The sequence below is a fragment of the Actinophytocola sp. genome, assembly GCF_009379765.1.
Lineage (GTDB): Bacteria > Actinomycetota > Actinomycetes > Mycobacteriales > Pseudonocardiaceae > Actinophytocola.
In genome coordinates, this window is sequence record NZ_WHTD01000021.1 from 1 (window position 1) to 21,268 (window position 21,268).

21 protein-coding genes and 2 pseudogenes are annotated in these 21,268 nt (G+C 70.6%); 13 read left to right on the forward strand and 10 right to left on the reverse strand.

Going from position 1 to position 21,268, the window contains the following annotated elements; all coding sequences use genetic code 11:
• Positions 1–604: pseudogene (locus GEV28_RS08895) on the forward strand (phage holin family protein); the annotation flags it as partial.
• Positions 605–911: 307 nt separating this feature from the next.
• Here the strand turns inward: GEV28_RS08895 and GEV28_RS08900 are convergent.
• Together GEV28_RS08900 and GEV28_RS08905 are read right to left on the reverse strand one after the other, a co-directional pair.
• Entirely contained in the window at positions 912–2,147 is a 1,236-nt protein-coding gene (locus GEV28_RS08900) for an acyl-CoA dehydrogenase family protein (protein ID WP_291410550.1), read from the reverse strand.
• A gap of 55 nt (positions 2,148–2,202) precedes the next feature.
• On the reverse strand, positions 2,203–2,937 hold the full coding sequence (locus GEV28_RS08905) for a TetR/AcrR family transcriptional regulator (protein ID WP_291410552.1): 735 nt from the start codon (positions 2,935–2,937) through the stop codon (positions 2,203–2,205).
• 48 nt (positions 2,938–2,985) lie between these two features.
• Between GEV28_RS08905 and GEV28_RS08910 the strand changes: the two genes are divergently transcribed.
• From GEV28_RS08910 to GEV28_RS08930, 5 genes are all read left to right on the forward strand, one after another.
• Positions 2,986–3,993 (forward strand): NADP-dependent oxidoreductase, encoded by a 1,008-nt coding sequence (locus GEV28_RS08910; protein WP_291410554.1) that lies wholly within the window; start codon positions 2,986–2,988, stop codon positions 3,991–3,993.
• Positions 3,994–4,038: 45 nt separating this feature from the next.
• Positions 4,039–4,392: a DUF2855 family protein gene (locus tag GEV28_RS08915; protein WP_291410555.1), complete on the forward strand. Its 354-nt coding sequence runs from the start codon at positions 4,039–4,041 to the stop codon at positions 4,390–4,392.
• A gap of 99 nt (positions 4,393–4,491) precedes the next feature.
• Positions 4,492–4,692: a hypothetical protein gene (locus tag GEV28_RS08920; RefSeq protein ID WP_291410558.1), complete on the forward strand. Its 201-nt coding sequence runs from the start codon at positions 4,492–4,494 to the stop codon at positions 4,690–4,692.
• 169 nt (positions 4,693–4,861) lie between these two features.
• Complete coding sequence (locus tag GEV28_RS08925; RefSeq protein WP_291410560.1) at positions 4,862–5,116, forward strand: WhiB family transcriptional regulator; 255 nt, start codon at positions 4,862–4,864, stop codon at positions 5,114–5,116.
• A 541-nt stretch (positions 5,117–5,657) separates the two neighbouring features.
• A complete protein-coding gene (locus tag GEV28_RS08930; protein WP_291410562.1) occupies positions 5,658–5,888 on the forward strand; it encodes a hypothetical protein in 231 nt (76 codons plus the stop codon).
• Positions 5,889–5,968: 80 nt separating this feature from the next.
• On the opposite strand, the gene GEV28_RS08935 is transcribed toward GEV28_RS08930, so the two are convergent.
• From GEV28_RS08935 to GEV28_RS08960, 6 genes are all read right to left on the reverse strand, one after another.
• A complete protein-coding gene (locus tag GEV28_RS08935; RefSeq protein ID WP_291410564.1) occupies positions 5,969–8,503 on the reverse strand; it encodes a polysaccharide lyase family 8 super-sandwich domain-containing protein in 2,535 nt (844 codons plus the stop codon).
• 66 nt (positions 8,504–8,569) lie between these two features.
• Positions 8,570–10,339 (reverse strand): glycoside hydrolase family 97 protein, encoded by a 1,770-nt coding sequence (locus GEV28_RS08940; protein WP_291410566.1) that lies wholly within the window; start codon positions 10,337–10,339, stop codon positions 8,570–8,572.
• Positions 10,269–11,135 (reverse strand): hypothetical protein, encoded by an 867-nt coding sequence (locus GEV28_RS08945; protein WP_291410568.1) that lies wholly within the window; start codon positions 11,133–11,135, stop codon positions 10,269–10,271. The genes GEV28_RS08940 and GEV28_RS08945 overlap by 71 nt, the downstream gene beginning before the upstream one ends.
• Before the next feature lie 207 nt (positions 11,136–11,342).
• Complete coding sequence (locus tag GEV28_RS08950; protein ID WP_291410570.1) at positions 11,343–12,083, reverse strand: ESX secretion-associated protein EspG; 741 nt, start codon at positions 12,081–12,083, stop codon at positions 11,343–11,345.
• Positions 12,080–13,369, reverse strand: a complete 1,290-nt coding sequence (locus GEV28_RS08955) for a hypothetical protein (protein ID WP_291410572.1) — start codon at positions 13,367–13,369, stop codon at positions 12,080–12,082. The genes GEV28_RS08950 and GEV28_RS08955 overlap by 4 nt, the downstream gene beginning before the upstream one ends.
• On the reverse strand, positions 13,359–13,691 hold the full coding sequence (locus GEV28_RS08960; protein ID WP_291410574.1) for a hypothetical protein: 333 nt from the start codon (positions 13,689–13,691) through the stop codon (positions 13,359–13,361). The genes GEV28_RS08955 and GEV28_RS08960 overlap by 11 nt, the downstream gene beginning before the upstream one ends.
• 33 nt (positions 13,692–13,724) lie before the next feature.
• Between GEV28_RS08960 and GEV28_RS08965 the strand changes: the two genes are divergently transcribed.
• Complete coding sequence (locus GEV28_RS08965) at positions 13,725–14,108, forward strand: hypothetical protein (RefSeq protein ID WP_291410576.1); 384 nt, start codon at positions 13,725–13,727, stop codon at positions 14,106–14,108.
• A 4-nt stretch (positions 14,109–14,112) separates the two neighbouring features.
• On the opposite strand, the gene GEV28_RS08970 is transcribed toward GEV28_RS08965, so the two are convergent.
• Together GEV28_RS08970 and GEV28_RS08975 are read right to left on the reverse strand one after the other, a co-directional pair.
• On the reverse strand, positions 14,113–15,045 hold the full coding sequence (locus GEV28_RS08970; protein WP_291410578.1) for a hypothetical protein: 933 nt from the start codon (positions 15,043–15,045) through the stop codon (positions 14,113–14,115).
• Between the two features lie 12 nt (positions 15,046–15,057).
• Positions 15,058–15,369: a hypothetical protein gene (locus GEV28_RS08975; protein ID WP_291410580.1), complete on the reverse strand. Its 312-nt coding sequence runs from the start codon at positions 15,367–15,369 to the stop codon at positions 15,058–15,060.
• Positions 15,370–15,547: 178 nt separating this feature from the next.
• Here GEV28_RS08975 and GEV28_RS08980 point away from each other — a divergent pair, with 178 nt between their 5' ends.
• From GEV28_RS08980 to GEV28_RS09005, 6 genes and pseudogenes are all read left to right on the forward strand, one after another.
• On the forward strand, positions 15,548–18,472 hold the full coding sequence (locus tag GEV28_RS08980; RefSeq protein WP_291410582.1) for a BTAD domain-containing putative transcriptional regulator: 2,925 nt from the start codon (positions 15,548–15,550) through the stop codon (positions 18,470–18,472).
• A 282-nt stretch (positions 18,473–18,754) separates the two neighbouring features.
• The gene (locus tag GEV28_RS08985; protein WP_291410584.1) at positions 18,755–19,423 is read left to right on the forward strand and encodes a hypothetical protein; all 669 of its coding nucleotides are present in this window, start codon (positions 18,755–18,757) and stop codon (positions 19,421–19,423) included.
• Between the two features lie 68 nt (positions 19,424–19,491).
• Positions 19,492–19,806 carry a hypothetical protein gene (locus tag GEV28_RS08990; RefSeq protein WP_291410586.1) on the forward strand — a complete coding sequence of 105 codons (315 nt, stop codon included), beginning with the start codon at positions 19,492–19,494 and terminating at the stop codon, positions 19,804–19,806.
• Positions 19,807–19,837: 31 nt separating this feature from the next.
• Complete coding sequence (locus GEV28_RS08995; RefSeq protein ID WP_291410587.1) at positions 19,838–20,806, forward strand: hypothetical protein; 969 nt, start codon at positions 19,838–19,840, stop codon at positions 20,804–20,806.
• Positions 20,807–20,870: 64 nt separating this feature from the next.
• On the forward strand, positions 20,871–21,143 hold the full coding sequence (locus tag GEV28_RS09000) for a hypothetical protein (protein WP_291410589.1): 273 nt from the start codon (positions 20,871–20,873) through the stop codon (positions 21,141–21,143).
• Positions 21,127–21,258, forward strand: a pseudogene (locus GEV28_RS09005) (GTPase); the annotation flags it as partial. The gene GEV28_RS09000 and the pseudogene GEV28_RS09005, both read left to right, overlap by 17 nt.
• Positions 21,259–21,268: the final 10 nt, after the last annotated feature.

A 21,268-nucleotide genomic window follows, 5' to 3' on the forward strand; every position in this document is an offset into this window, starting at 1 on the left:
CGGGGCGCCCGGTGCCGTGGCCCGTGCGGCCCCCGGCGTGGTCGTCGTGGTCTCCGGCCACGTGGCGATGGTGTCGTTCACCGAGCATCCCGGGCGGGTCGACCTGGAGACCGTCGAGCGGGCGTTCCCGGACCTGCTGCCCGCGCTGGTCGACCATGCCGGGGTCGGCTTCGTCCTGGTGCGCAGCGCGCGGGGCCCGCTCGTGCTCGGTCGCGACGGGGCACGGCGGCTGGCCGACGACACGGTGTCGGGCACGGACCCGCTCGAGGAGTACGGCGAGCACGCCGCCGACCTGATCCGCCGCACCGACGGGTTCGCGCACTGCCCGGACCTGCTGGTCAACAGCCGCTATTCGAGCGGCACCGACGACGCCTCGCCCTTCGAGCCGCACGTCGGCTCGCACGGCGGTCTGGGCGGCGGCCAGTCCCGCGGCTTCCTCATGCACCCCACCGACCTGCCCGCGCCCGGCGAGATCATCGGCGCCGAGGCACTGCACCGCGTCGTGCGCGGCTGGCTCACCCACCTCGGCCACCCGGAGCCGAAGCCGGCGGAGGCGCCGACACCGTCCACAGGGGACGTCACAGCACGATCCGCGCGGAGCTGATGACGTCGGCACGCCGAGTCGTCCCCCCACATCCCCATGTCGTCCCCCCACATCGCTGAGTCGTCCCCCCACATCGCTGAGTCGTCCCCCCACATCGCTGAGTCGACTTGCTGCGGCATAGCGTGAGCGCGCACGGCACTGCGGAGCCGGCCGCATGGGCACCGCCAGGCGTCGGCATCACCACCGGACGACACGACTACGTGACCGGACGACACGACACCACCACGGGTCGACACGGCGACGTGAGCGGACGACACGGCGACGTGAGGGGGCGACACAGCCGGCCGGTCAGCGCGGGGCGTTGCCGTCATCGGCGCTCGGTGCCTCGCTTGCCGAAGCTCGCGTCGTGCCGGCGCAGCTCGGTCAGCGCCACGGTCCGCTTGTGCACCTCGTCCGGCCCGTCGGCGATCGCCAGCGCCCGCGCCTGGACGAACATGTGCGCCAGCGGGAAGTCCTCGGTCATCCCGCCCGCGCCGTGGACCTGGATGGCGCGGTCGACCACGCGCTGCAGCATGGCCGGCGCGGCGATCTTGATCGCGGCGATCTCCACCCGCGCCTCGCGGTTGCCCACGGTGTCCATCAGCCAGGCCGCCTTCATGGTCAGCAGCCGGGTCCGCTCGATCTCGATGCGCGCCTCCGCGATCCAGTCCTGGACGTTGGACCTGGCCGCGACCGGCCGGCCGAACGTCACCCGGGACAGCGCCCGCTCGCACATCATCGACAGCGCCCGCTCGGCCATCCCGATCGCCCGCATGCAGTGGTGGATGCGGCCGGGGCCGAGCCGGGCCTGGCTGATCATGAACCCGTCGCCCTCCCCCGCCAGCAGGTTCGTGGCCGGCACGCGCACGTCGGTGAAGGTGATCTCGCAGTGCCCGCCGTGCTCCTGGAGGCCGAACACCGGCATGCTGCGCACGACGTGCACGCCCGGGGTGTCGATCGGGACGAGGATCATGCTCTGCTGGCGGTGCGCGGGCGCGTCGGGGTCGGTCTTGCCCATCACGATGAGGATCCGGCAGTTCGGGTGCGCGGCGTTGGTGGCCCACCACTTGTGGCCGTTGAGCACGTAGTCGTCGCCGTCGCGCTCGATACGCATCTCGATGTTGGTGGCGTCGGAGCTCGCCACAGCCGGCTCGGTCATCGCGAACGCGGACCGGATCTCCCCTGCCAGCAACGGTTCCAGCCATTCCTTCTGCTGTTCGGCGGTGCCGAACAGGGTCAGCACCTCCATGTTGCCGGTGTCGGGCGCGGAGCAGTTGCACGCCTCGGCCGCGATCAGGCTGTGGCCGTGGATCTCCGCGAGCGGCGCGTACTCGACGTTGGTGAGGCCGGGGCCCCACTCCGGGTGCGGGTGGAAGAGGTTCCACAACCCGCGGCGCCTCGCCTCCGCCTTGAGCTCCTCCATGACCGGTGGCTGGAAGTTCGGGTCCCCGGCGGCGCGGAGCTGCTCGTCGTACACCGGCTCGGCCGGGAGGACGTGCTCGTCCATGAACGCGAGCAGGCGGTCCCGGTAGTCCTTGGCGCGGTCGGTCGGCGTGAGGTCCACGGTCAGCTCCTCGCTGGTAGGGATTTCCCGAGCATCGCCGAACTTGAATTCGACGTCAAGTACGGTCGCGCAGGTCCTCGATCTGCTCGAGGGCGGCCCGGAGCTGCGCGGCGGTCTCGTCGAGCGCGCGGCGCCGCCCGTCGGGCGCCTCGGTCGTCCGGGGGACCCGCAGCGCGTTGACCCACAGCGTGGTGAGCGTCGTGACGAGGTCGTCGAAGTCGACGGCCGGGCGCAGCCCGAGCGCGAAGGTCATGTACGCGTCGCGCGAGACCATGCAGGACAGCGCGTCCGCGACCAGCTCCGGGTCGAGCGTCGGGTCGGCCTTGCCCTCTCGTTGCAGCCGGCGGATGCCGCGCACGTTGCGCTCCTCGAACGCCCGCGCGCGCCGCAGCCGCAGCTCGCGGAACCGCTCGTCGATCACCGACACCTGCTCGAAGACCCGCATCAGGGCGGCGTTGTCGCGGTAGGACTCCAGGTAGGCGCGGGTGGCCTCCTCGATGACCGCCACCGGGTCGGAGTGGTCGAGGTGCGCGTCCTGGATGCCCGGATGCAGCATCTCCTCCTGCAACTCCTGGTACAGCGCCACGAAGATCTCGTACTTGTCGGTGAAGTGCGTGTAGAACGAGCCGTTCGCGACGCCGGCCGACTTGGCGATGCTGGTGGTCGTGGTGGCGATGAAGCCGTCGCGGGCGAAGACCGCACGGGCCGCGGCGAGCAGGGCCGCCCGCGTCTGGCGGCCCCGCTCGGTGTGCGGGAGCGGTCGCTCCGGGGTCGAGGTGTCGCTGCTCATGCGCCCATCCTAATTGAAGTTGGATTCAAGTTCGGATAAGGTCCGACCATGAGTCGCAACCGGCAGGTCCGGCTCGGCGCACGCCCCGTCGGGCAGCCGAAGCCGGAGGACTGGCAGCACGTGACCGAGGCCGTGCCGGAGCCGGCCGACGGCCGGTTCCTGGTGCGCACCGAGTACATCTCGCTCGACCCCGCCATGCGCGGGTGGATGAACGATGTCCGGTCCTACATCCGGCCGGTGCGGATCGGCGAGGTGATGCGCGCCGCGGCGCTCGGTCGCGTGGTCGCCTCGAAGCACCCCGACTTCGCCGAGGGCGACCACGTCACCGGCACCTTCGGCGTGCAGGAGTACGCGGTGTCCGACGGCCGCGGCGTGCTGCGGGCCGACCCGGCGCGCGCGCCGCTCACCGCCTATCTCGGCGTCCTCGGCCTCACCGGGCTGACCGCCTACTTCGGACTGATCGACGTCGGGAAGCCGCGCGAGGGCGACACGGTCGTCGTGTCCGGCGCCGCGGGCGCGGTCGGCTCCGTGGTGGGCCAGATCGCCAAGCATCTGGGCTGCCGGGTGGTCGGGATCGCCGGCGGCGCCGAGAAGTGCCGGCTGCTCACCGAGGATCTCGACTTCGACGCGGCGATCGACTACCGGGGCCAGGACGTCCGGGCCGGACTGCGGGAGCACGCGCCCGACGGCGTCGACGTCTACTTCGACAACGTGGGCGGCGAGATCCTCGACACCGTGCTCGCCCGCCTGACGCTCGGCGCGCGGGTCGTGGTCTGCGGCGCCATCTCCCAGTACAACGCGACACAACGGTCGCCGGGGCCGGCGAACTACCTGTCGCTGCTGGTGAACCGCGCCTCGATGACCGGCATGCTGGTCTTCGACTACGAGCCCCGCTACGCCGAGGGCATCGCCGCGCTGGCCGACTGGCTGGCGGCGGGCGTGGTGACCCCGCGCGAGACCGTCGTCGACGGCACGGTCGACGACTTCCCCGAGGTGCTGCGGAAGCTCTTCACCGGCGAGAACGTCGGCAAGCTCGTCCTGCGCGTCTCCGGCTGATGCTCGACGTAGGCCGGTCCGACCTGCGCACCACCCGGCTGGTGAGTGGCGAGCCACCCGCGCCGCTTCTCGGACACCGACCCGCTGTACGACGCCGAGCACGAGGACGAGCTGTTGCTGTTCCTGCCGGTGTTCGTACTGTCGTTCCTGCTCGACGCGTTCCTGGCCGAGCAGCGGTTGTTCGGCGCGCGCACGGTGATCGTCACCAGCGCGTCGAGCAAGGCGTCGCTCGGCATCGCCCGCCTGCTCGCCGCCCGGGGCGTCGACGTGACCGCACTCACCTCGCCGCGCAACGCCGCGTTCGTCGAGAGTGTCGGCTCGTATGCCGGGACGGTCACCTACGACCCAGGTCGCCGCGCTTCCCATGGCGCCAGCGGTTTTCGTCGACGTCGCCGGTGACGTGGCGCTCCGGCGGGCGGTCCATACGCGACTCGGCGACCAGCTCCGGTACAGCGCGATCGTCGGCGCCACGCACCGGGGCGCGCCGGCAGACAGCACATGCGGGACCGGATCGGCAGCTGGGGCGCCGCCGAGTTCGACCGCCGGTTCGGCGTGGCGCTGCGCGGGTTCGCCGGGTGGGCAAGGGAATGGCTGACGATCGTCCACTCGGCCGGCGCCGACGCGATGCGCTCGACCTATCTCGAGGTTCTGGCCGGCGCCGCGAAGCCCGCGGAGGCCCACATCCTGGTGCCGGAATAATCGGCGGGCCGGAGCGCGTTGGTCACGTAGAATGAGTGGGTGGCGCGCGCGTTGCGCTTCCGCTCGTTCCTCTTCTGCGTCCTCGGTGTGAGGCGCAGCCCACCGAGAAGTCGCTCGCAGGTTCATTCCTGCGCGCGCCCGACCATGCCCCGATCGGAGGCGGCACCTGATGAACGACAACACGATCAGCGACTGGCGGCACCACGCCGCCTGCCGGGACGAGGACCCCGAACTGTTCTTCCCGGTGTCCGACATCGGCCCCGGCGCACGGCAGGTGGCCGAGGCCAAGGCGGTGTGCGCCCGCTGCCCGGTACGCGCGCAGTGCCTGGACTACGCGATGACCAACCTCCTCACCGACGGAATCTTCGGCGGCACGACGGAAACCGAACGCCGGGAGCTGTCCCGCCGCTCGCACGCCGCCTGAGTCGCACAGGAAAGATGCCCTCGCGTCGCACGCACGCGAGGGCATCTCCCGTAGTCCGCGGTGCTGACGCTGATGGGCAGGTGCGCGGCGATCTCCGGGTCGGTCGCCCGTCCCGCGCGAGCGTCGCCACCGTCGTCTCCCGCGGGATGAGGTTCGTCGCCGGCCCGCGCGACCAGAGTGTGGGCGCCGTTGACACCGACCCGGCCGGTCGGGTCCGATGAGTCCGTGCCTCCCGCCGGGCTGACCAAGCGGCGCCACGTGAACCACGCGCTCGTGGCGGCCCAGGGTTGTGCCGGTTCCCGCCATCAGGTCGATCCCCCGAACCAGGCGAGGAACCCATGCTGTCCTACCCGCGACCGGCTCCCGCCCGGCTCGTCGTCCAGCTGACCATCGACCTCCCCGACACACCGGCGGCGGTCATCGCGCTCGCCGCGGTGCTGCACACGGTCGCGGCGCTCCCCGACGCCACCGTGCCGGTACCCGAGCTGCTCCCCCGACCTCGGGTGTCCACACAGGACGTACAGGAAGACCTGCTGGATCGTTGTCCAGGGCGCACTTCGAGGAGGCCGACAAGGATCGACCGGACACCGGCCGGGGCACCGTGCCGACCGGTGTCGCGGTGTTCGCCGACGACTTCCTGTCCATCCGCCGGTTCGCCGAGCGCGACCACAACGTCGTGCACTGGCCGGAGTTCGACCGCGGCGGGCACTTCTCCGGCACCGACGCCGCAGACCTGCTCACCGGCGACCTGCGGGCGTTCTTCTGGGCGTGACTTCGGAAGCTTGTGTTGAATGGTGCGGGCCGCGCTCTCGTCGGGTTCGGCGGGCTCGAACGGGCGGACCTCCAGGTGGTTCACCGGAGCGTGGCGGTGAAGGTCCGCCCGTACGCGTGGCGGGTGTCCGCCTTGACCAACGTGCCGCCGGGGACCCGGCTCACCTGAACGCCGTCGTCGGCCGAGACCAACCTGACCGGCGCTCCCCGGATGATGACGGAGACCTGGTCGCGGCCCATGGTCGGGTCGGACACGGCGACGGTCACCACCCCGTCCGGCCGCGTCCGCAGGATCGCGGAAGCCGGTCCGTGAACGGCCAGCCGTGCGGCGCGCTGCCAGCCGTCGGCGAACACGTTGGCGGCGGTCAGCCCCAGCCCTGCGTGGTCGACCGCCTGGACCCGGCTGTTGTTCGCCAGCACGGTCAGCGGTCCTCCCGCGTACGCCCTCAGCTGCTCGTCGCCGGCGTTCGGCACGAGCGCGTACGCCAGCGCACCCTGCCCGTCCCGGGCAGGGTGCTCGCGCGAGACACCGAAGACGTTCCTGGTCACCGCGGTGTCCGGGTTCGAGGTTCGGACGACCCGCCGGCTGCGGGTCACCTCGTCCAGCCCGACCGTCACCGCTTGCGTGCCGAAGAACGCGTAGCCCACCGCCGTACCCTCACCACGGTTCGCGTAGCGCAGCCAGCGCAGGTCGGCGGAGCCGGTGCCCGACCAGCTCGCGCCGTCGCACCGGGCACCCGTGATCACGACCTCGTCCGACGGCGCGGCGATTCGACTGTCGATGGTGGTGACGACGTCCCGCCCGGCCGGATCCGAGATTCCCGCGGCCAGCACCACGATCTCGTCGTCGAGCATGAACCAGGACTTGGTCGACCGCGCGTTCTGGTACACGACGAAGTCGTCCGGCAGCACCCCGGCCTGCTTGTCGACATAGGGGACGTCGTCGGACTGGACCATTCCGGCCGCACCGTACGCCCCCAGGGTGGCGCCGCCGGAGAACTCGTTGGTGCCGCGCGGGAAGTAGACGTAAGTGTTCTGCGACTCCGACGAGGAGGTGAACCCGAGCGGGTGGCCGGGGTTCTCGTACCAGAACCTCCCGTACAGCTCGGGAATCGTCTGCCGCTGCGTCACCGGCGAGGTGACCCCGGCGAGCCCATAGGGCGACACCGTCGTGTAGTGGTCCACGCCGAAAGCCTTGGTCTGGTCCTGCCCGGACAGGTAGAGGTGGTACGCCCCGTCGCCCTGGAACCACGGCATCAGGTTCTCGCCGTTCATGTACTCGTACTTGCTGATCCGACTGGAGCTGCGGGCCAGGGCGAAGGCGTAGCCCGGCCGCAGGTGCACGGACCTGTCCATCGCGTTGAAGGCGACGCAACGCTCCGCCGGGTTCAGGTCGCCGGCCGGGATGGAACCGTCGGCCACGATGTCGGCGTACCGCACCACGCTCGCCGGCGAGACGAAGCCGGCCGGGTCGAGTGTCTCCCGCGAGGTCGACCTGATGAACTTGACATATCCCTTCAGCGCAACGGCATCCGCGGCCCCGACGTAGTCCGCGAGGTCGACGACCGCCTCCACCACCACCGCCACGTCGGCGTACCCGGTGGTGGTCCGCGACACGGCCCGTCCCTTGACGATCTCCATCATCCAGCCTTCGAAGATCAGCGGCGCGAACCCGTTCACCACCCAGCCCCGCACCACGTCGACGAGCTCGGCACCGCCGCCGTAGGAGGTGCCGTCGAGGATCTTGACCGCCTGAACCACCCGGGTCAGCAGGGCTTTCCCGTACGAGCCGGTGTAGGCGACCGAGTGGTGCTGGATGAACGACCCGTCCGCGTAGTAGCCGTCGGTCACACCGTGGTTGAGGTGGTAGGGATCGATCGTGGCGAACACGGTGCCCTGGTCGGCGACCGCCTTGCCGATACGCGTGTCGTCCGCGAGCAGCGCCCCCTGGAGCACCCGGTTGGTGGTGACGTCCGCCAGGTTCGCGCCGGTGTGGAACCGGGAGTCGAGGTCGACGTCGCCGTCCTTGCCGTTGCGCAGGTAGGCGTCCATCGAGGCGACATAGGTCCCGGTCAGCTCCGGCCGGTACGCCTCGAGTTGCTGGGCCAGCAGCACCAGCGTCTTGCTGACATGGGTGGAGATGCCGATCTCCCAGTTGAACCAGTTGCCGTAGTAGCCCGCGCCCTGGTCGCCGTAGTAGTGCTCGTGCAGCCGGACCAGCCCGTCGATCACCCGGCGCTGCACGGCGACGTCGTCGACGAGGTCCGACTCGACTCCCGGTGTGCGGGTCGCCAGCGCGATCTCGTACAGGTTCTGGTAGGACCGCGTGAGGTTCGGGTCGCTGGTACCCAGCGGCAGACCGGCGAAGAGCTCGCCGTCGCCTGCGGTGTCCATGGCCGCCAACCGGTCCCGCGCGGTCCGGTCGATCACGGCCAGCTTGCCGGCGGCCTCGGGGCGCGCGTTCGACTCGGCGGTGCCGGCGAAGATCGCCTCGGTGTTGGCCAGCAGCCGGACGAGGTCGGTGCCGGTATCAGCGCCGGCCAACGCCGGCCTGGCCATCGCGAGCACGCCCGCGGCGGGTATCAGTGACAACGCTCGACGACGGGAGAGCTCCACCTTGCGACTCCTCGAACGGCGCGATGGATCGACGTCACGATTCAAACATGCCTCCGGGTGTTCTGGTCAGCGGTCACAGGTCTGGATGGCCGGGATCCAGCGGCAGGCGGTCGCGGCGAAGCCGCCGTCGGCCACGACGGGGATCCGCAGGGTGTCGCGGGTGACCACGCGCCGGTCCCGGACCAGGCCGTTCGGCCCGTCGCTGATCGTCTCCACCAGCCAGCGACCGGGCAGGAACTCGAGCGGCACCTCCAGCGTGCGGGCGGCACCGGACACGCCACCGCCCACGAACCAGCGGTCGCCATTTCGGCGGGCCAGCACGACGCTCTCGCCGGGACCGCCGGCCAGCAACCGGGTGTCGTCCCACACGGTCGGCACCTGCTCCAGGAACCGCACTGCCTCCGGCCGCTCGTCGTAGGACGCCGGCGTGCCGGCCAGGTTCTGCAGCCCCGACTCGAACGTCACCGCGAGCCCCAGCTCGTGCGCATCGGACGTCGGGCGACCCGCCCGGTGGAACCCCATCGGGGTGTAGTCCATCGAGCCGACCATGTTCCGGGTGAACGGCAGCGTCGTGATGTGGCTCGTGGCGACCTCGCGCTTCTCCGCGCCGTGCACGCCTTCCATGGTCATCACGTGCGGCCAGGTGCGGTGGATGCCCTTCGGGATGTTCGAGCCGTGGAAGTTGACCAGCAGCTCGTTCGCCGCGGTCGCCGGCAGGATCTCGTCGTACCAGCGCAGCCGCTCCTGTGCCTCGGAGTCCATGAAGTCGACCTTGACGCCCTTGACGCCCCACCGGTGCGGCGTCGGCAGCCACCGGTCGCGCTCCTCCTCGGTGTCGAGGTCCCGGAAGTGGATCCACACCAGGATGTCCACGCCGCGGGCGTCGCCGTAGGTCACGAGCTGTGGCATCCAGCTGTTGGTCTGCCAGTTCGGGTCGGTCACGTCCCACTGCTGGGGATCGAAGTACCAGCCGGCGTCCACCGCGACGTAGGGCCAGCCGCGCGCCGAGGCGTAGTCCACGTACCCCTTCTGCATCTCCAAGCTCTGCCCTGCCGGCCGGCCGCCGGCGAGCCAGGTCCACAGCACCTGACCCGGCCGGATCCACGACCGGTCGGCGACCCTCGACCGGGGCGCCAGGTCGTCCACGAAGGTCGATTCGGTGACCGTCGCGAGGTCACCGACGACCATCGCACGCCATGGGGTGGCGAGCGGGCCGTCCACCTGAACGGCCGCGTCCCACAGGCCGATCCGGTAGGTGCCGGTGCCGGTCTCGTGCACCAGCCGCGAGCCGGAGTACCGGCCGTCCACATCGGACTCGGCGACCGCGAGGTAGCTCTCGCCGACCCGGAACAGCGCCAGGGTCTGGAACTCCGCGGTCGGCGCGCTCGCCGCGGTATAGGGCAGGAACGGGTTCTCGTAGTCGCGCCGGTGCCGGGCGAGCCAGGCCGGCGCGTCGGCCGGCACGGTGAACTCGGACGCCTCGCCGAGCACCGCGCCGAGATCGTCCGGCAGAACGTACCGGTACGCCACCCCGTCCGGGGAGGCGCGAACCACCAGGTCGAGCCGGGCGCCGCCGGCGCCGGCGAACCGGAACCGGGACTCGGTCATCGCCACCGCGCGGACCCGCCGCTTGCCGACGGTGGTGGTGTAGAAGCCGTGGATCCGGTGTTGGGAGCGGCCGAGGTATGCGAGGCCGGTGGTCAGGTCGGCCCGCTCGGTTCGGATGCCGACCTGGCTCGTTCCAGGACCGTCTCCCTGCCGCGGGTCACCGACACCGACACGGTGCCGCCTCAGCCGGCCGAACGTGCGCCACCGGGTCGCGGGCCGCGGTGCCAACCGTCCACTCGCGACTTTCGGCGGTCGCGGTGGCCGGCGCCGTCAGAGCCCCCGCGAGCAGGGCGCCGACCATCAACAGGGCGCTCCTCATCGGTGGTCCTCCCTGCCGATCCGGGCGCGCAGCTGTGCCTCGTAGAGGTTCGCCGGCAGCACCTGCTCGTCCAGCGCGTCGACCACTGTGGACAGCTCGCCGGTGAAGTCCTTCGGGTGGTCGGTGGGGGCCAGAGGTCCCCCGGATGCCGACCATCGCGCTGTACGGGGCGTGCTCCTCCAGCCGGATGCCGTGCGCGCGGCCGCCGAGCACGTCGATGTTCCAGTGGCAGAACCGGGCACCCCAGCGCGGTCCGGCGTCGCCCGCACCGCCGGTGACGCCGTTGTTGGTGACCGTGATCGCGGTGCGCACGCTGTCGAACGGCAGCGCCCGGTGCGAGTCGAACGTGCCCTCCATGACCCCGTTCGACCACACGTTGCCCGAGCCGAAGCCCTCGGTGTTGAGGCCGTGATGGGCCGCGCCGGTCGCGACCGGTGTGGTGGCCTTCGGGATCTCGAAGTCCTCCACCAGCATGTCGTGCGACTGGACGCGGCAGATGAACGTGTGGTGCCGGGCCCGGCCGCCGACCCGCACACCGGTGAGCGTGACGCCCTTCGACGTGGTCAGGCCGAACCCGTTGTCGCTGTGCCACAGGTCCACGTCGCGCACCCAGCAGTTCAGCGCGGCCTGGAAGTGCGGGCCGTTGAAGCCGGGATCGAGATGATGCGGGGTCTGCTTTCCTGGCCTTCGGGGCGGCCCGCTCACCCGTTCGGGCCGCTCGACCGAATCCGTCCGGCCGGAGTGCGGGAGTGTCGGAGGGGGGAGACCCGCGTGCGCAAGCACGTCCACCCGAGTCCCAGAAGGACGCCAACCGCGCCCACGCCCAACTCAAGACCTGGCGCGTGCTCCGCAAAGCTCAGGTCGGCCACCGACCTCGCTCCCGCGGATCGGGTGGGAGGTTCGGAAGCACGCTCACGTCGGTGCGACCGGCGATGACGAGCGGCGGGCGGCCCATCCGTGGCCCGGCCGCGAACCCGCCGCCGCCTCGGACAGCAGGTGTGCCATGTCCCGCCGGTCTGCCGGGGCGTAGGTGATCCAGGTGGCGCCGCCGCCCTGCCCGGTCCTGCTGTAGCAGACGTAGCGGCCACGATCGGTGTCGAACCAGTTCAAGTCGAAGGGCACCGCCCGCGAGCCGCTGACGGACAGTCGACCGAACGCCGTCCTCGGGCGGGTGAGACAGGACCTGGCGAGTGCCTTCTCGGACCGCGCTCCGGGGCCGGTGGAGATCGTGACCGACTGCCCGATCCCGCGGCGGATGTCCGGCAGCAACCCGAGGAGCGCCTCGACCAGGTTGCTCGGCCGCGGGTGGTCGATCGACAGGTGCTGCCCGTCCTGCACGGCGAGTACGGCTCGCTCGTGGGTGGACACGGCCAGCGCCAGCAGCTCCCGGCCGGCCGCCATGCCGATCGCGCTCACCGACACATCGGGCGCGGCCATCGTCGTGAAGGCCGCCGCGACCCGCGGTTCGACCCGACCATCCCGCGCGAGCCCCCGCCGCGCCAGGTCGTCGAGCACCGCGGCGCGGATCGCGGCGTGCTCGTCGTGGGCGATGCCGCTGCGCGGGACGTCCAGCGGGTACACCGGCACCCCGAGCCCGAGGTCCTCCCAGATCACGTCGACCGCGGCCAGGGACAACGTGAACGGCGTCGTCATGACTCACCGATGACGGGCCGGACCGTCTGCTCGTGCACGCCGAAGAGCCCGTCCGGATCCGGCTCCACCAGGTAGTCCGCCGTCTGATGCTCCTCGTCCTCCTCCGCCGCGCGGCGGCTCCCCGGAGGCATGCCGCCGTCCGGTGCACCGGCTCCCCGCGCACCCAGCCGGCCAGGCACGGGACCCGCGCTGCCGGCGGGTGCCGGCGCTGTGCCGGGCGTGGCGGCAGCGAAGGGATCCGCGTTCGGTGCCGCGTGGGGCGTCGCGTACCGGCTCCCGCCCCCGCCGGCACCGCCTGCCGGTCCGCCGCCGGTGGCGACCTGCCCCTGGTTTGCGGTCGTCGCCTGCTGGCCGGTGGTCAGCTCGGTCGGCCCGATCGGGTCGACCGTCGGTGCCGACGGACCCGGTGTCGGGCCGGACGGACGTGGTCGGCCGGGCCCGCGCGGGTCCACCCCGGGGCCCTGGGACACGGTGGCCGGCCCAGCGTGCTGATCGGTCCCGGACACCGCGGACCAGCCGGTGGGCGACCCGTCCGCGGCACCGGGTGGTGGTGGCGGCGGGTCGAACGCCGGCATCGTGGCGCCGTACTCCGCCATCCGCCGGTCGTACTGCTCGACGATCATGGCGGCTTGGTGGTGCGCGTCGCGTCTGGCCCGGTCCCGCGACTCGACGGCGCCCATCGCCGCCGGGAAGGCCAGCGGGTCCGTCTGCTGGCCCGCCGCCTGGAGCTCGGTCAGCCGGTCCGACCCGACCGGCTCCGGCATCGTGTCGCGGGCCCACGCGGCCACCTCCGCCTGCCCTGCCAGCCGGTTGCCCGCCAACTGCGCGTGCCGGCCCGCCGACGCGAACCATGTGCCGACGTCGGCGGTGACCGCGCGCGCCCGGTCGGCGGTCGCGCCCGTCCAGTGTTGTCGGCTCGCGAGCAACGCCTTCCACAGCGCGGCGTCGAACTCGACGAAGCTGGCGCCGACATCGTGCCAGGCCGACCCCAGCTCACCGACCTGGCCGGGATCGTTGCGCTGCTCGACCATCGACTTCAGCTCCTCGTGGGAGAACGCGAGATAGCGCGGGCTCGGCATCTCGGGCATGTCCATGAAGGTGGCCTGCACCTGCAGCCACTCCCCTTGCGCGTCGACGAAGCCGGGGTCGCCGCCCTGCTGCGTCGCGGCGTTGACGTCCACCTCGACGACGGGGATGACGTTGCCGTTCGAGTCGAGGTGCGCGCCGGGGCCGGTGGGCACCGCGTTGCCGTCGACGTCGAGCTGTGGTGAGTCGTCAGCCGTCATGGCGCGCCGCCCCCCTGATGTCCTGTTCGACGCGACGATCGGTGTCCTGGTAGGCGGCCATCCCGTCGCGGACTGCGAGCTCGATGTGGTCGAGCACCACCTCGGCCTGCGCCAGCACGGTGAGCAGCGACCGCGGATCGCCGGCCGCGACCCGCCGGGCGTGCCGGGAGAGGAACTCCGCACCCGGTGAGCTGCCGAGCATGGGCGGCTGGGTGAGTGTGTCGAGGGAACCGCGACGCTCGGCGAGCTCGGTCCGGAAGCCCGCGATGATGTTCATGACCTGCCTGCCGCCGGTCTCGTCGACGAAGAAGCCGTCAGCCATGTCTCTTTCCCCATTTCTCCATAGAATTAGGCCGTGCCAGAGCCGATTCCCGTCGACGCCCTCCGGCGTGCCGCCCAGCTGCCGGGCGCGCCGGCGCGCCTGACGAACGTCGCCGACGGGGTGCTCGAAGGCAGGTTCACATGGGCGGAGGTGGCCAGCGGCCGGTGCTCGCATCCGCTGGCCCAGGCGCTGTACACCCCACGGGCACAACGTCTACTGGCGCCGATTCTCGAGCATCTGGTGCGGACGCGCGAGGTTCCGGAGGTGCCGGCGGACCCCGCGCCCATCCCGGGACCGTCACCGCGGCGCCGGGCCGCAACCGACGATCGCGACTTCTCCGACGACGACAACGTCCGCCACGACGTGTTCGAGACCCCGGGCGAGGTGCGCAGGCCGCCACCGATCCGGCGCCGTTGACCGGTCAGTCGTGGCCTTCCGTCTCGCCCTCGGACGGCGGCGTGATCGCACTGGTGTCGATCGAGCCCGAGGCGTGGATCGCGTCGAACTCCGGGCAGTCGTCCGGCGCGAACTCGCCCGGATCGAAGTCGGCCCCTGGCCGGACCACGCCCGCGGCGACCTCGGGCGGGACATTCTCCGCGAGATTGTTGATGATCTCGGTGAAGGCGTCGACGAACTTCGGCGCGTCCTGATCGAGCGTCTGATAGATCTTCTCCAGCGCCGCGGCACACGAATCCACCAGCTCCTGTAGTTTTCCGCCCCCGATGAAGACCCAGTCGACCCCCTCATTGACGATCTTGCCAAGTGCCGCGACCAGCATGAGCGGATTCTTCGTCCCGGCGTCGATCGCCGATGCGACCGCGTCGAATATGTTGAGCGTCCGCCTGATCCCGGTGATCTCGTTTTCTTCCCCGTACTGCGTCAATACCGCCATGGCGTCGTCGATCACGTTGTACGCGTCGGCGCGGGCCGCGGCGAGCATGGCCGAATAACCTTCGAGGCAGCGCGCCAGTTCCGCCGCGCCCGCCTCGTAGAGCGACAGCGCCGTACCGACCTTGCCCCGGTAGGTGGCGAAGCGAACGGCGGCGTCGCCTTCCCACTCGACGAGCTGGTTCTCGGTCTCCTCCATCAGGTCCAGGTTGAGTGTCAGTGCGGCCACGACGTCGCGGAGCTCGTCGGCGTCCTTCGTGAGGGCCACGGGGTTGCCGCTGATGATGGCGGGGAGCCAGGAGGTGCTCACGGCAATCGGGACCGTGATCGCCTCGTGGGGCAGAGTGACCTGGTTCGTGTCGCCGGGAAGAACCTGAAAGGAATTGTCCTCGTCCTTGAGCCGGCTCGCCTTGTCCACCATCTCGTGCCAGTAGTCGGTGATTTCCTGTGGTGTCGGCGCGTCCATGTCGTTCCTCGGTCAGATCTGGTTGAGCTGTTGGATGGTGGCCCGCTCTGCCGCCAGGTAGCGGTTGTGCACCTCCTGCAGGACGAGGCCGCAGTTCTCGACCGACTCGAGCAGCGCCTGCAATCCCTCCGCGAGGCTGTTCTTGGCCTTGAGGAACTTGACGCCCTGGGGTGCGTTGAGCTCGCCGGAGAACTCACCGAAGTCCTCACTCGCGACAGCTTTCGTGTCGTCGAGGATCGGCTGGAGATCGCCCACCGCGTTCGGGATGTGTGTCGTGACAACCTTCTGCAAATCCGCCAGGTTCGCGGCGAAGCCCTCTGCCAAGGAACAACCTCCCTGTCTGTGTGTGGACACCGTCGGGCAACCGGCTGACAAGTCCCTGACGAGTGGCTGACGATGATCACCACCGTGATCCACAACGGACCGGTATGCGGCGGGAACTCAGCGCTACCGTTACCGTCCAACGAACACGTGCACGCGTCAGCCTGGGGAGGTGCCGGTCTTGTTCCGAGTACTCGGAGCGGTGGAGGCCGACGCCGCGGCAGCTGGGCTCGGTGGGCCGAGGCAGCGGTGCCTTCTCGGTCTGCTGCTGCTCGAGGCCGGCCGGGTGGTTCCGGCTGGCCGGATAGCCGAGGCCATCTGGGGTGACGATCCGCCGGCGAACTCGCGCAACTCGATCCAGGCGACCGTGTCCCGGCTGCGCCGGGTGCTCACCGGCGTCGGGCTGGTGGCCCGCGGCGACGGCTACGCGCTGGAGATCGATCCTCGGCAGGTCGACCTGCACCGGTTCCGCGAGCTGGTCGGCCTCGCCCGCGAGGCCGCCGAGTCGGACGGCGAACGTGCCGCCGCGCTCTACGAGCAGGCGCTGGCGCTGTGGCGGGGTGCTCCGCTCGCCGACGTGAGCAGCGACCTGGTCCGGCAGCGGCTCGCGCCGGCACTGGAGCGGGAGCGGCTGGCCGCGCGCCTCGACCAGCACGACGTACTCCTGGCGCTCGGCCGGGCGGCCGAGCTGGCGTCGGTCCTGCTCGAGCTGGTCGATGAGCATCCCTTCGAGCAACGGTTGTGCGGCCAGCTGATGCGGACACTTGCCGCGGTCGGTCGACCGACCGAGGGGTTGGCCGCCTATCAGGCGCTGCGCGCCCGGCTGGCCGACGAGCTCGGGCTGGATCCCGCCGAGGAGCTTCGCGAGCTGGAGGTGGCCATCCTGCGCGGGGAGCCACAGCCCGGCGGCAGACAGGTCGTCCCGCCCGCGCAGCCGCCACCGGCCGCCACCGACTCGCCGGAGCCGCGGCCAACCCCGGCCCAGCTGCCGGCGGACGTCGCGGACTTCACCGGGCGCGCGGCGGTCGTGTCGAGCATGCGGGCTCTGCTGACCGAACCGGCCGCGGCCAGCCGCGTCCTGGTCATCAGTGGCCCCGGCGGCATCGGCAAGAGCGCGTTGGCACACCATGTCGCGCACCAGGTCCGCGGCCACTACCCCGACGGACAGCTGCACGCGACGCTGCGCGGGGCGACCGCAACGCCGGTGGACACCGGCGAGGTCATGGCGGGATTCCTCCGTGCCCTGCGGGTGTCCGATATTCCCCAGGACCTGTCCGAGCGGGAGTCGCTCTACCGATCCGTGCTCGCGGACCGGCGGGTGCTGATCGTGCTCGACGACGCTCGGGACGCCGCCCAGGTGCGTCCGCTGTTGCCCGGCGCCACCGCGTGCGCGGTGCTGGTCACCACCCGGCCGAGCATGGCGAATCTCGTCGAGGCCAAGCACGTTCCGCTCAGCCCGCTCACCCCCGGCGAGACGACCGCGCTGTTCGCGAGCATCACCGGGGCGCCGAGGGTGGCGGCCGAGCCGGCGGCCGCGGACGAGGTGGCGGCCGCGTGCGGCGGCCTGCCGCTGGCGGTCCGGGTCGCGGCGGGTCGGCTCGTCGCCCGGCCCGCGTGGGGCGTGGCGACGCTCGCGACGCGGCTGCGAAACCGCCGGCACCTGCTCGACGAGCTCCGGCTCGGCGACCTCCAGGTGCGCGTCACCTTCCAGGTGAGCTACCAGGTGCTGCCGGAACCCACCGCACGCGCCTTCCGCACCCTCGGTGTGCTCGACCATCCCGAACAGGACCTGCCCGCCGTCGCCGCGCTGCTGGGCCTGGACCTCAGCACGGCGGAGACAGTGCTGGAGGAGCTTGTCGACACCTGTCTCCTCGACTGCCCGGCGCCCAGCCGGTACCGGCTCCACGACCTGCTGCACGCCTTCGCCCGCGAGCTCGCCGAGCAACGGCTGTCGGCCGAGGAGCGCGCGGACGCCCTGCATCGAGTGGCGGACTTCGCCACGGCCACGGCGCTCAACGCGAACCGGGTGCTCCGGCCGCTGGCGGCGGCGCGGCTGCACGTGCGGCCCCCGGAAAGCCCCGTCGCACCAGACTTCGCCACCCGTGACTCGGCGATGAGCTGGTACCGCTCCTCATGGACCGCACTCCTGTCGTTCGGCGAGCAGTGCCTCGGTGCCCGGGCGGTGCCGAGCCTGGCGATCGCCCAACTGTTCCTCGCTGTGTCGGAATTTCCCTTTCTCGAGGGAAACTGGACCGGCGCCGAGCTCGTGGCCCGCGCCGCGTTGCGGACCGCCGAGGCGGCGGACGAGCCGGTACTCGTCGCGCACGCCAACGACTTCCTGGCGCGCAGCCTGATCGGCCAGCGGCGCGACGCCGAGTCGACGCCACACCACGAGGCCTGCCTACGGGAGTACCGGTCCCGCGACCTGGCGGCGCTCGAAGCCAATGTCCTCAACAACATGTCCGTGCGGCTCATGAACGAGCGCAAGCATGAGCTGGCCAAGGACCATGCGAAGCGATCGGTCGAGCTTGCCGCGGCGGTCGACGACGAGGAGATCGAGGCGTCCGCGATGGGCAACCTCGGCCTCGCGTTCCAGATGATGGGCCACTACCAGGAGGCGAACGAGCTGTACCAACGCGCCCTCGTCCGTTACACCGACCTCGGCGATACCCGCGCCAAGGCCAACGTCTTGAACAACTGCGGCAACGTCATGCTCGCGCAGGGCGACTTCGAGAGCGCAGTCGCCTACCAGACCGAGGCACTCGACCACGCAAGGGCCACCGGGCAGCGGGACTACAGCGCCGAGGCACTCCTCGATCTCGCCACCGCGTACCGGCTGCTGGGCCGGCTCGACGACGCGGCGCAGGCCGCACTCGAAGCACTGGCCGAGCGCCGGGACATGCGCGGTCGACACGGGGAAGGGCTCGCCCTACTTGAGCTGGGCAAGGTGTCCGTGGACCAGGGCGACACCGACCGGGCGTGGACGCACTGGACCCACGCGAAGGAGATCTTCGTCGCGATCAGCGCACCGGAGGCCGCCGACACCACCGCACTACTGGCCGGTCTCCCCAAGATGCCCCGGACGGACGTTGGCGCGGCACCCTAGAAAACTGTTCCGACATACGCGGTATTCATGGTGAGCCGCACCTGTGCGGATTTCAGACAACGCTCCTGTTCAGCTCTCAGCCGCCAACTGACCGCACGCAGCGGCGATCTGTCCGCGTAGTACCTGGCGGCCTCCAGTACCTCGTCCACCCGACCACCGCGGTGCCGTTACGGCACATGCCGGCCCGACGGTGCTGACGATGATCGTCAGCCGCTTGTCAGCGGCTCAGGACAACGTATGGCTGACGTCGGCTGCCTGGCTGACGAATACAGGAGGTGGCCGGTGGCCCAGCTGAACCCCGAGTCCGAGCCGGTAGCCGGCTTGGGGACACCCGAGCTTTTCAACAACACTGTGCGGTTCCAGGACTTCTTCCGGCGCCTGGTGCCCATGCTCGTGATGTTGTTCCTGTTCTCGACGCTGATCTGCGGGCTCGTCCTCGGCTACACCGGGATGGGTGCCATTCGCTGGTTGTTGGCCGCCCTTGTGGCGGCGGGTTTCAGCTATTTCCTGTATCGCGGGAAGAAGCGGCAGTTCGAGGCCACCTGGCCGAAGTCCACATTGGAGCTGTCACCGCACGGCGCGGTCTCGGTCAGCGGGGGTGTCCGCATTGACCTGCCGTGGTCCCGGATCCATGAGATCGGGAAGTCGGACATCATGGGGCCCCTTCGGGTAGGCGTTGGCAGCGAGCTGGCGACGCTGGCCGCGTCCGCCGCCGCGGCGTCCGTGCGCCGGTCGGAGGACGCGCTGATCGGCGCGGGCACTCTCACGCTGAGCCCGGAAACGTCTGCCATAGTGCGGGCGCAGGTAGCCCAGCACGACAAGGGGCAACAGATCCACCCGGAAACCGGTCAGCCTACCCGCGCCATCATCCTGTCCCACTTCGACAACGACTGGCGTAGCAGCCGAATTGGACAATGGATCACGGCATACCGCCCTGACCTGACTTCCTGAGTGAGGTTGTCAGCCGTGTTCCGCATTGTGTACTGGCAAGTAACCGCCACAGGGATCGGAGAGGTGCGATGACCGACGGGTTCGAGGTTCAACTGGACGAGCTGACACAGGTGGCCACGGTGCTCCTACCGGCCATTGTGGACGGAGATGGTCAGACGGGCGGGCTGGTGCAGGCGTTGGACGACCTCGGCTCGGTGGCCGGCGGCGACAACTCGATCGCGTTCACGGGCGGGCTGTACACGCCGAGCGGTGAGCTGGTCAATGAAGCCACCTCGCTGATGCGCACCAAGGTGGCGGTTCTCGTCGACTCGCTGGAGGCGGCCAGTTCGGCGCTGAAGGAAGTGCGGGACCGGTACCTGGCCGCCGACCAAGCCTTCCAGTGACACGCCAGCAAGCCACGACGACAGGGACGACATGTCAGACATTTACGCGGACTGGAACACGCTCCGCGACCGGTTCACCGGATTCCAGATCGACTCGGATTGGATGGCGACCACTGCCGACACAATCCAGCAGATCGGTTGCACTGATAACCAAGTGAATACGCCTTACACAATCGAGGAATACGCCAGGCGACTCGCCAATGCGGCCGCCGTTCTAGCTTCGTACGGCGAATCGGATACCGCTGACGGACTGCAGTCCCAGTTCGCGGTCGCCGCGTTGACACTTGCCGACTGGCAGGGCTCCGCCGCGGACGGCTTTGCCGCGTACCTGGCCGGCGCCACCGAGATGTCCACCGTGCTGTGGCAGGCATCGGGTGAGCTTGCCGCATTGCTCGCGGCCTACCAGGCCATGATCGATGAGGCGACGCGAGGTGTCTCCGATGTGATCGCCGCCGCCAACCATGCGCTGGACCTGCTGGACTCCGGAGAGATGTCCCAGGATGTGATCCGGGGGACGGTCTCCCTCGCGACAAAGCTGCTGGAGCGCCTCGACTCGATCAAGGCGGTCCCGCAGTTCAAGTACGCCAGGATCGTGGTCAGCGCGAGCGCCGCGGTCGTCGACTGGCTGGTCGGTGGCCCGGACGGGCGGCCGATCTTCGACAGCTTCTGCGACGGCATCGGCAAGGTGCACACCGAAATGGTCGGCCTTATCCACGGGGCATTCCTGCCGGACTTCAACGCGATCATCGCCGCGGTCGAGGCGGTCGCGCCGCCGTCGGTCAACGCCGCCGGCCCCGATCTTGCCACCGCGGCCAGCTTCAACTACGAGACCTTCGCCCCGAGCGCCGACATCGCCGGCCTGCTCGATCCGGCGAGCATCTCCACGGCGCCGCTGACCGAGGACGTCGCCCAACCGACCGAGCCGGTGCCGGCCGGGCAGACAACGGAACCCTCCCCGGACAGCGTCAGTGACGGCTCGAACTCCGCGATCGCGATCTAGGGAGGCCTGACCAAGGACGGCCGCTGTTCTGCGCCCGCCGCGGCTCGTGACCCGTACTTGGCCGGTGCCGGTCGCCTTCGGAGTGCTCGGGCCGGTCCGTGTGGTACTCGACGGAACCCAGGTGAAGCTCGGCGGGCTCGGCAGCGGTGCGCGCTGGGAGTGCTCGCGCTGGAGCCAGGCCGGATCGTGCCGGCGGACCGGCTCGTCGAGGCCGTTGTGGGGCACCGCGATGCCCGCAGGCACGGGAAACGCCTTTCAGGCGGTGATCTCCCGACCGCGGCGCGCCCTGGTCGATCTTGCCGAGGTCCAGTCGCTTCTCGATGACCTCGGCGGGTGACAATGGCTCGGGGACCACGCCGGACGTTGCGCATCGCTCGGGATTCGCCTGCGTCGTGGGGCGGCCCAACACCGGGAAGTCCAAGCTGACCAACGCGCTCGTCGGCGCCAACGTCGTGGGGCCAG

Coding starts and splice junctions, on each gene's coding strand:
- GEV28_RS08925 (WP_291410560.1), top strand. CDS start 4,862: ATGAACGACAACACGATCAGCGACTGGCGGCACCACGCCGCCTGCCGG.
- GEV28_RS08995 (WP_291410587.1), top strand. CDS start 19,838: ATGTCAGACATTTACGCGGACTGGAACACGCTCCGCGACCGGTTCACC.
- GEV28_RS08920 (WP_291410558.1), top strand. CDS start 4,492: ATGCGGGACCGGATCGGCAGCTGGGGCGCCGCCGAGTTCGACCGCCGG.
- GEV28_RS08910 (WP_291410554.1), top strand. CDS start 2,986: ATGAGTCGCAACCGGCAGGTCCGGCTCGGCGCACGCCCCGTCGGGCAG.
- GEV28_RS08990 (WP_291410586.1), top strand. CDS start 19,492: ATGACCGACGGGTTCGAGGTTCAACTGGACGAGCTGACACAGGTGGCC.
- GEV28_RS08970 (WP_291410578.1), bottom strand. CDS start 15,045: ATGGACGCGCCGACACCACAGGAAATCACCGACTACTGGCACGAGATG.
- GEV28_RS08950 (WP_291410570.1), bottom strand. CDS start 12,083: ATGACGACGCCGTTCACGTTGTCCCTGGCCGCGGTCGACGTGATCTGG.
- GEV28_RS08960 (WP_291410574.1), bottom strand. CDS start 13,691: ATGGCTGACGGCTTCTTCGTCGACGAGACCGGCGGCAGGCAGGTCATG.
- GEV28_RS08955 (WP_291410572.1), bottom strand. CDS start 13,369: ATGACGGCTGACGACTCACCACAGCTCGACGTCGACGGCAACGCGGTG.
- GEV28_RS08905 (WP_291410552.1), bottom strand. CDS start 2,937: ATGAGCAGCGACACCTCGACCCCGGAGCGACCGCTCCCGCACACCGAG.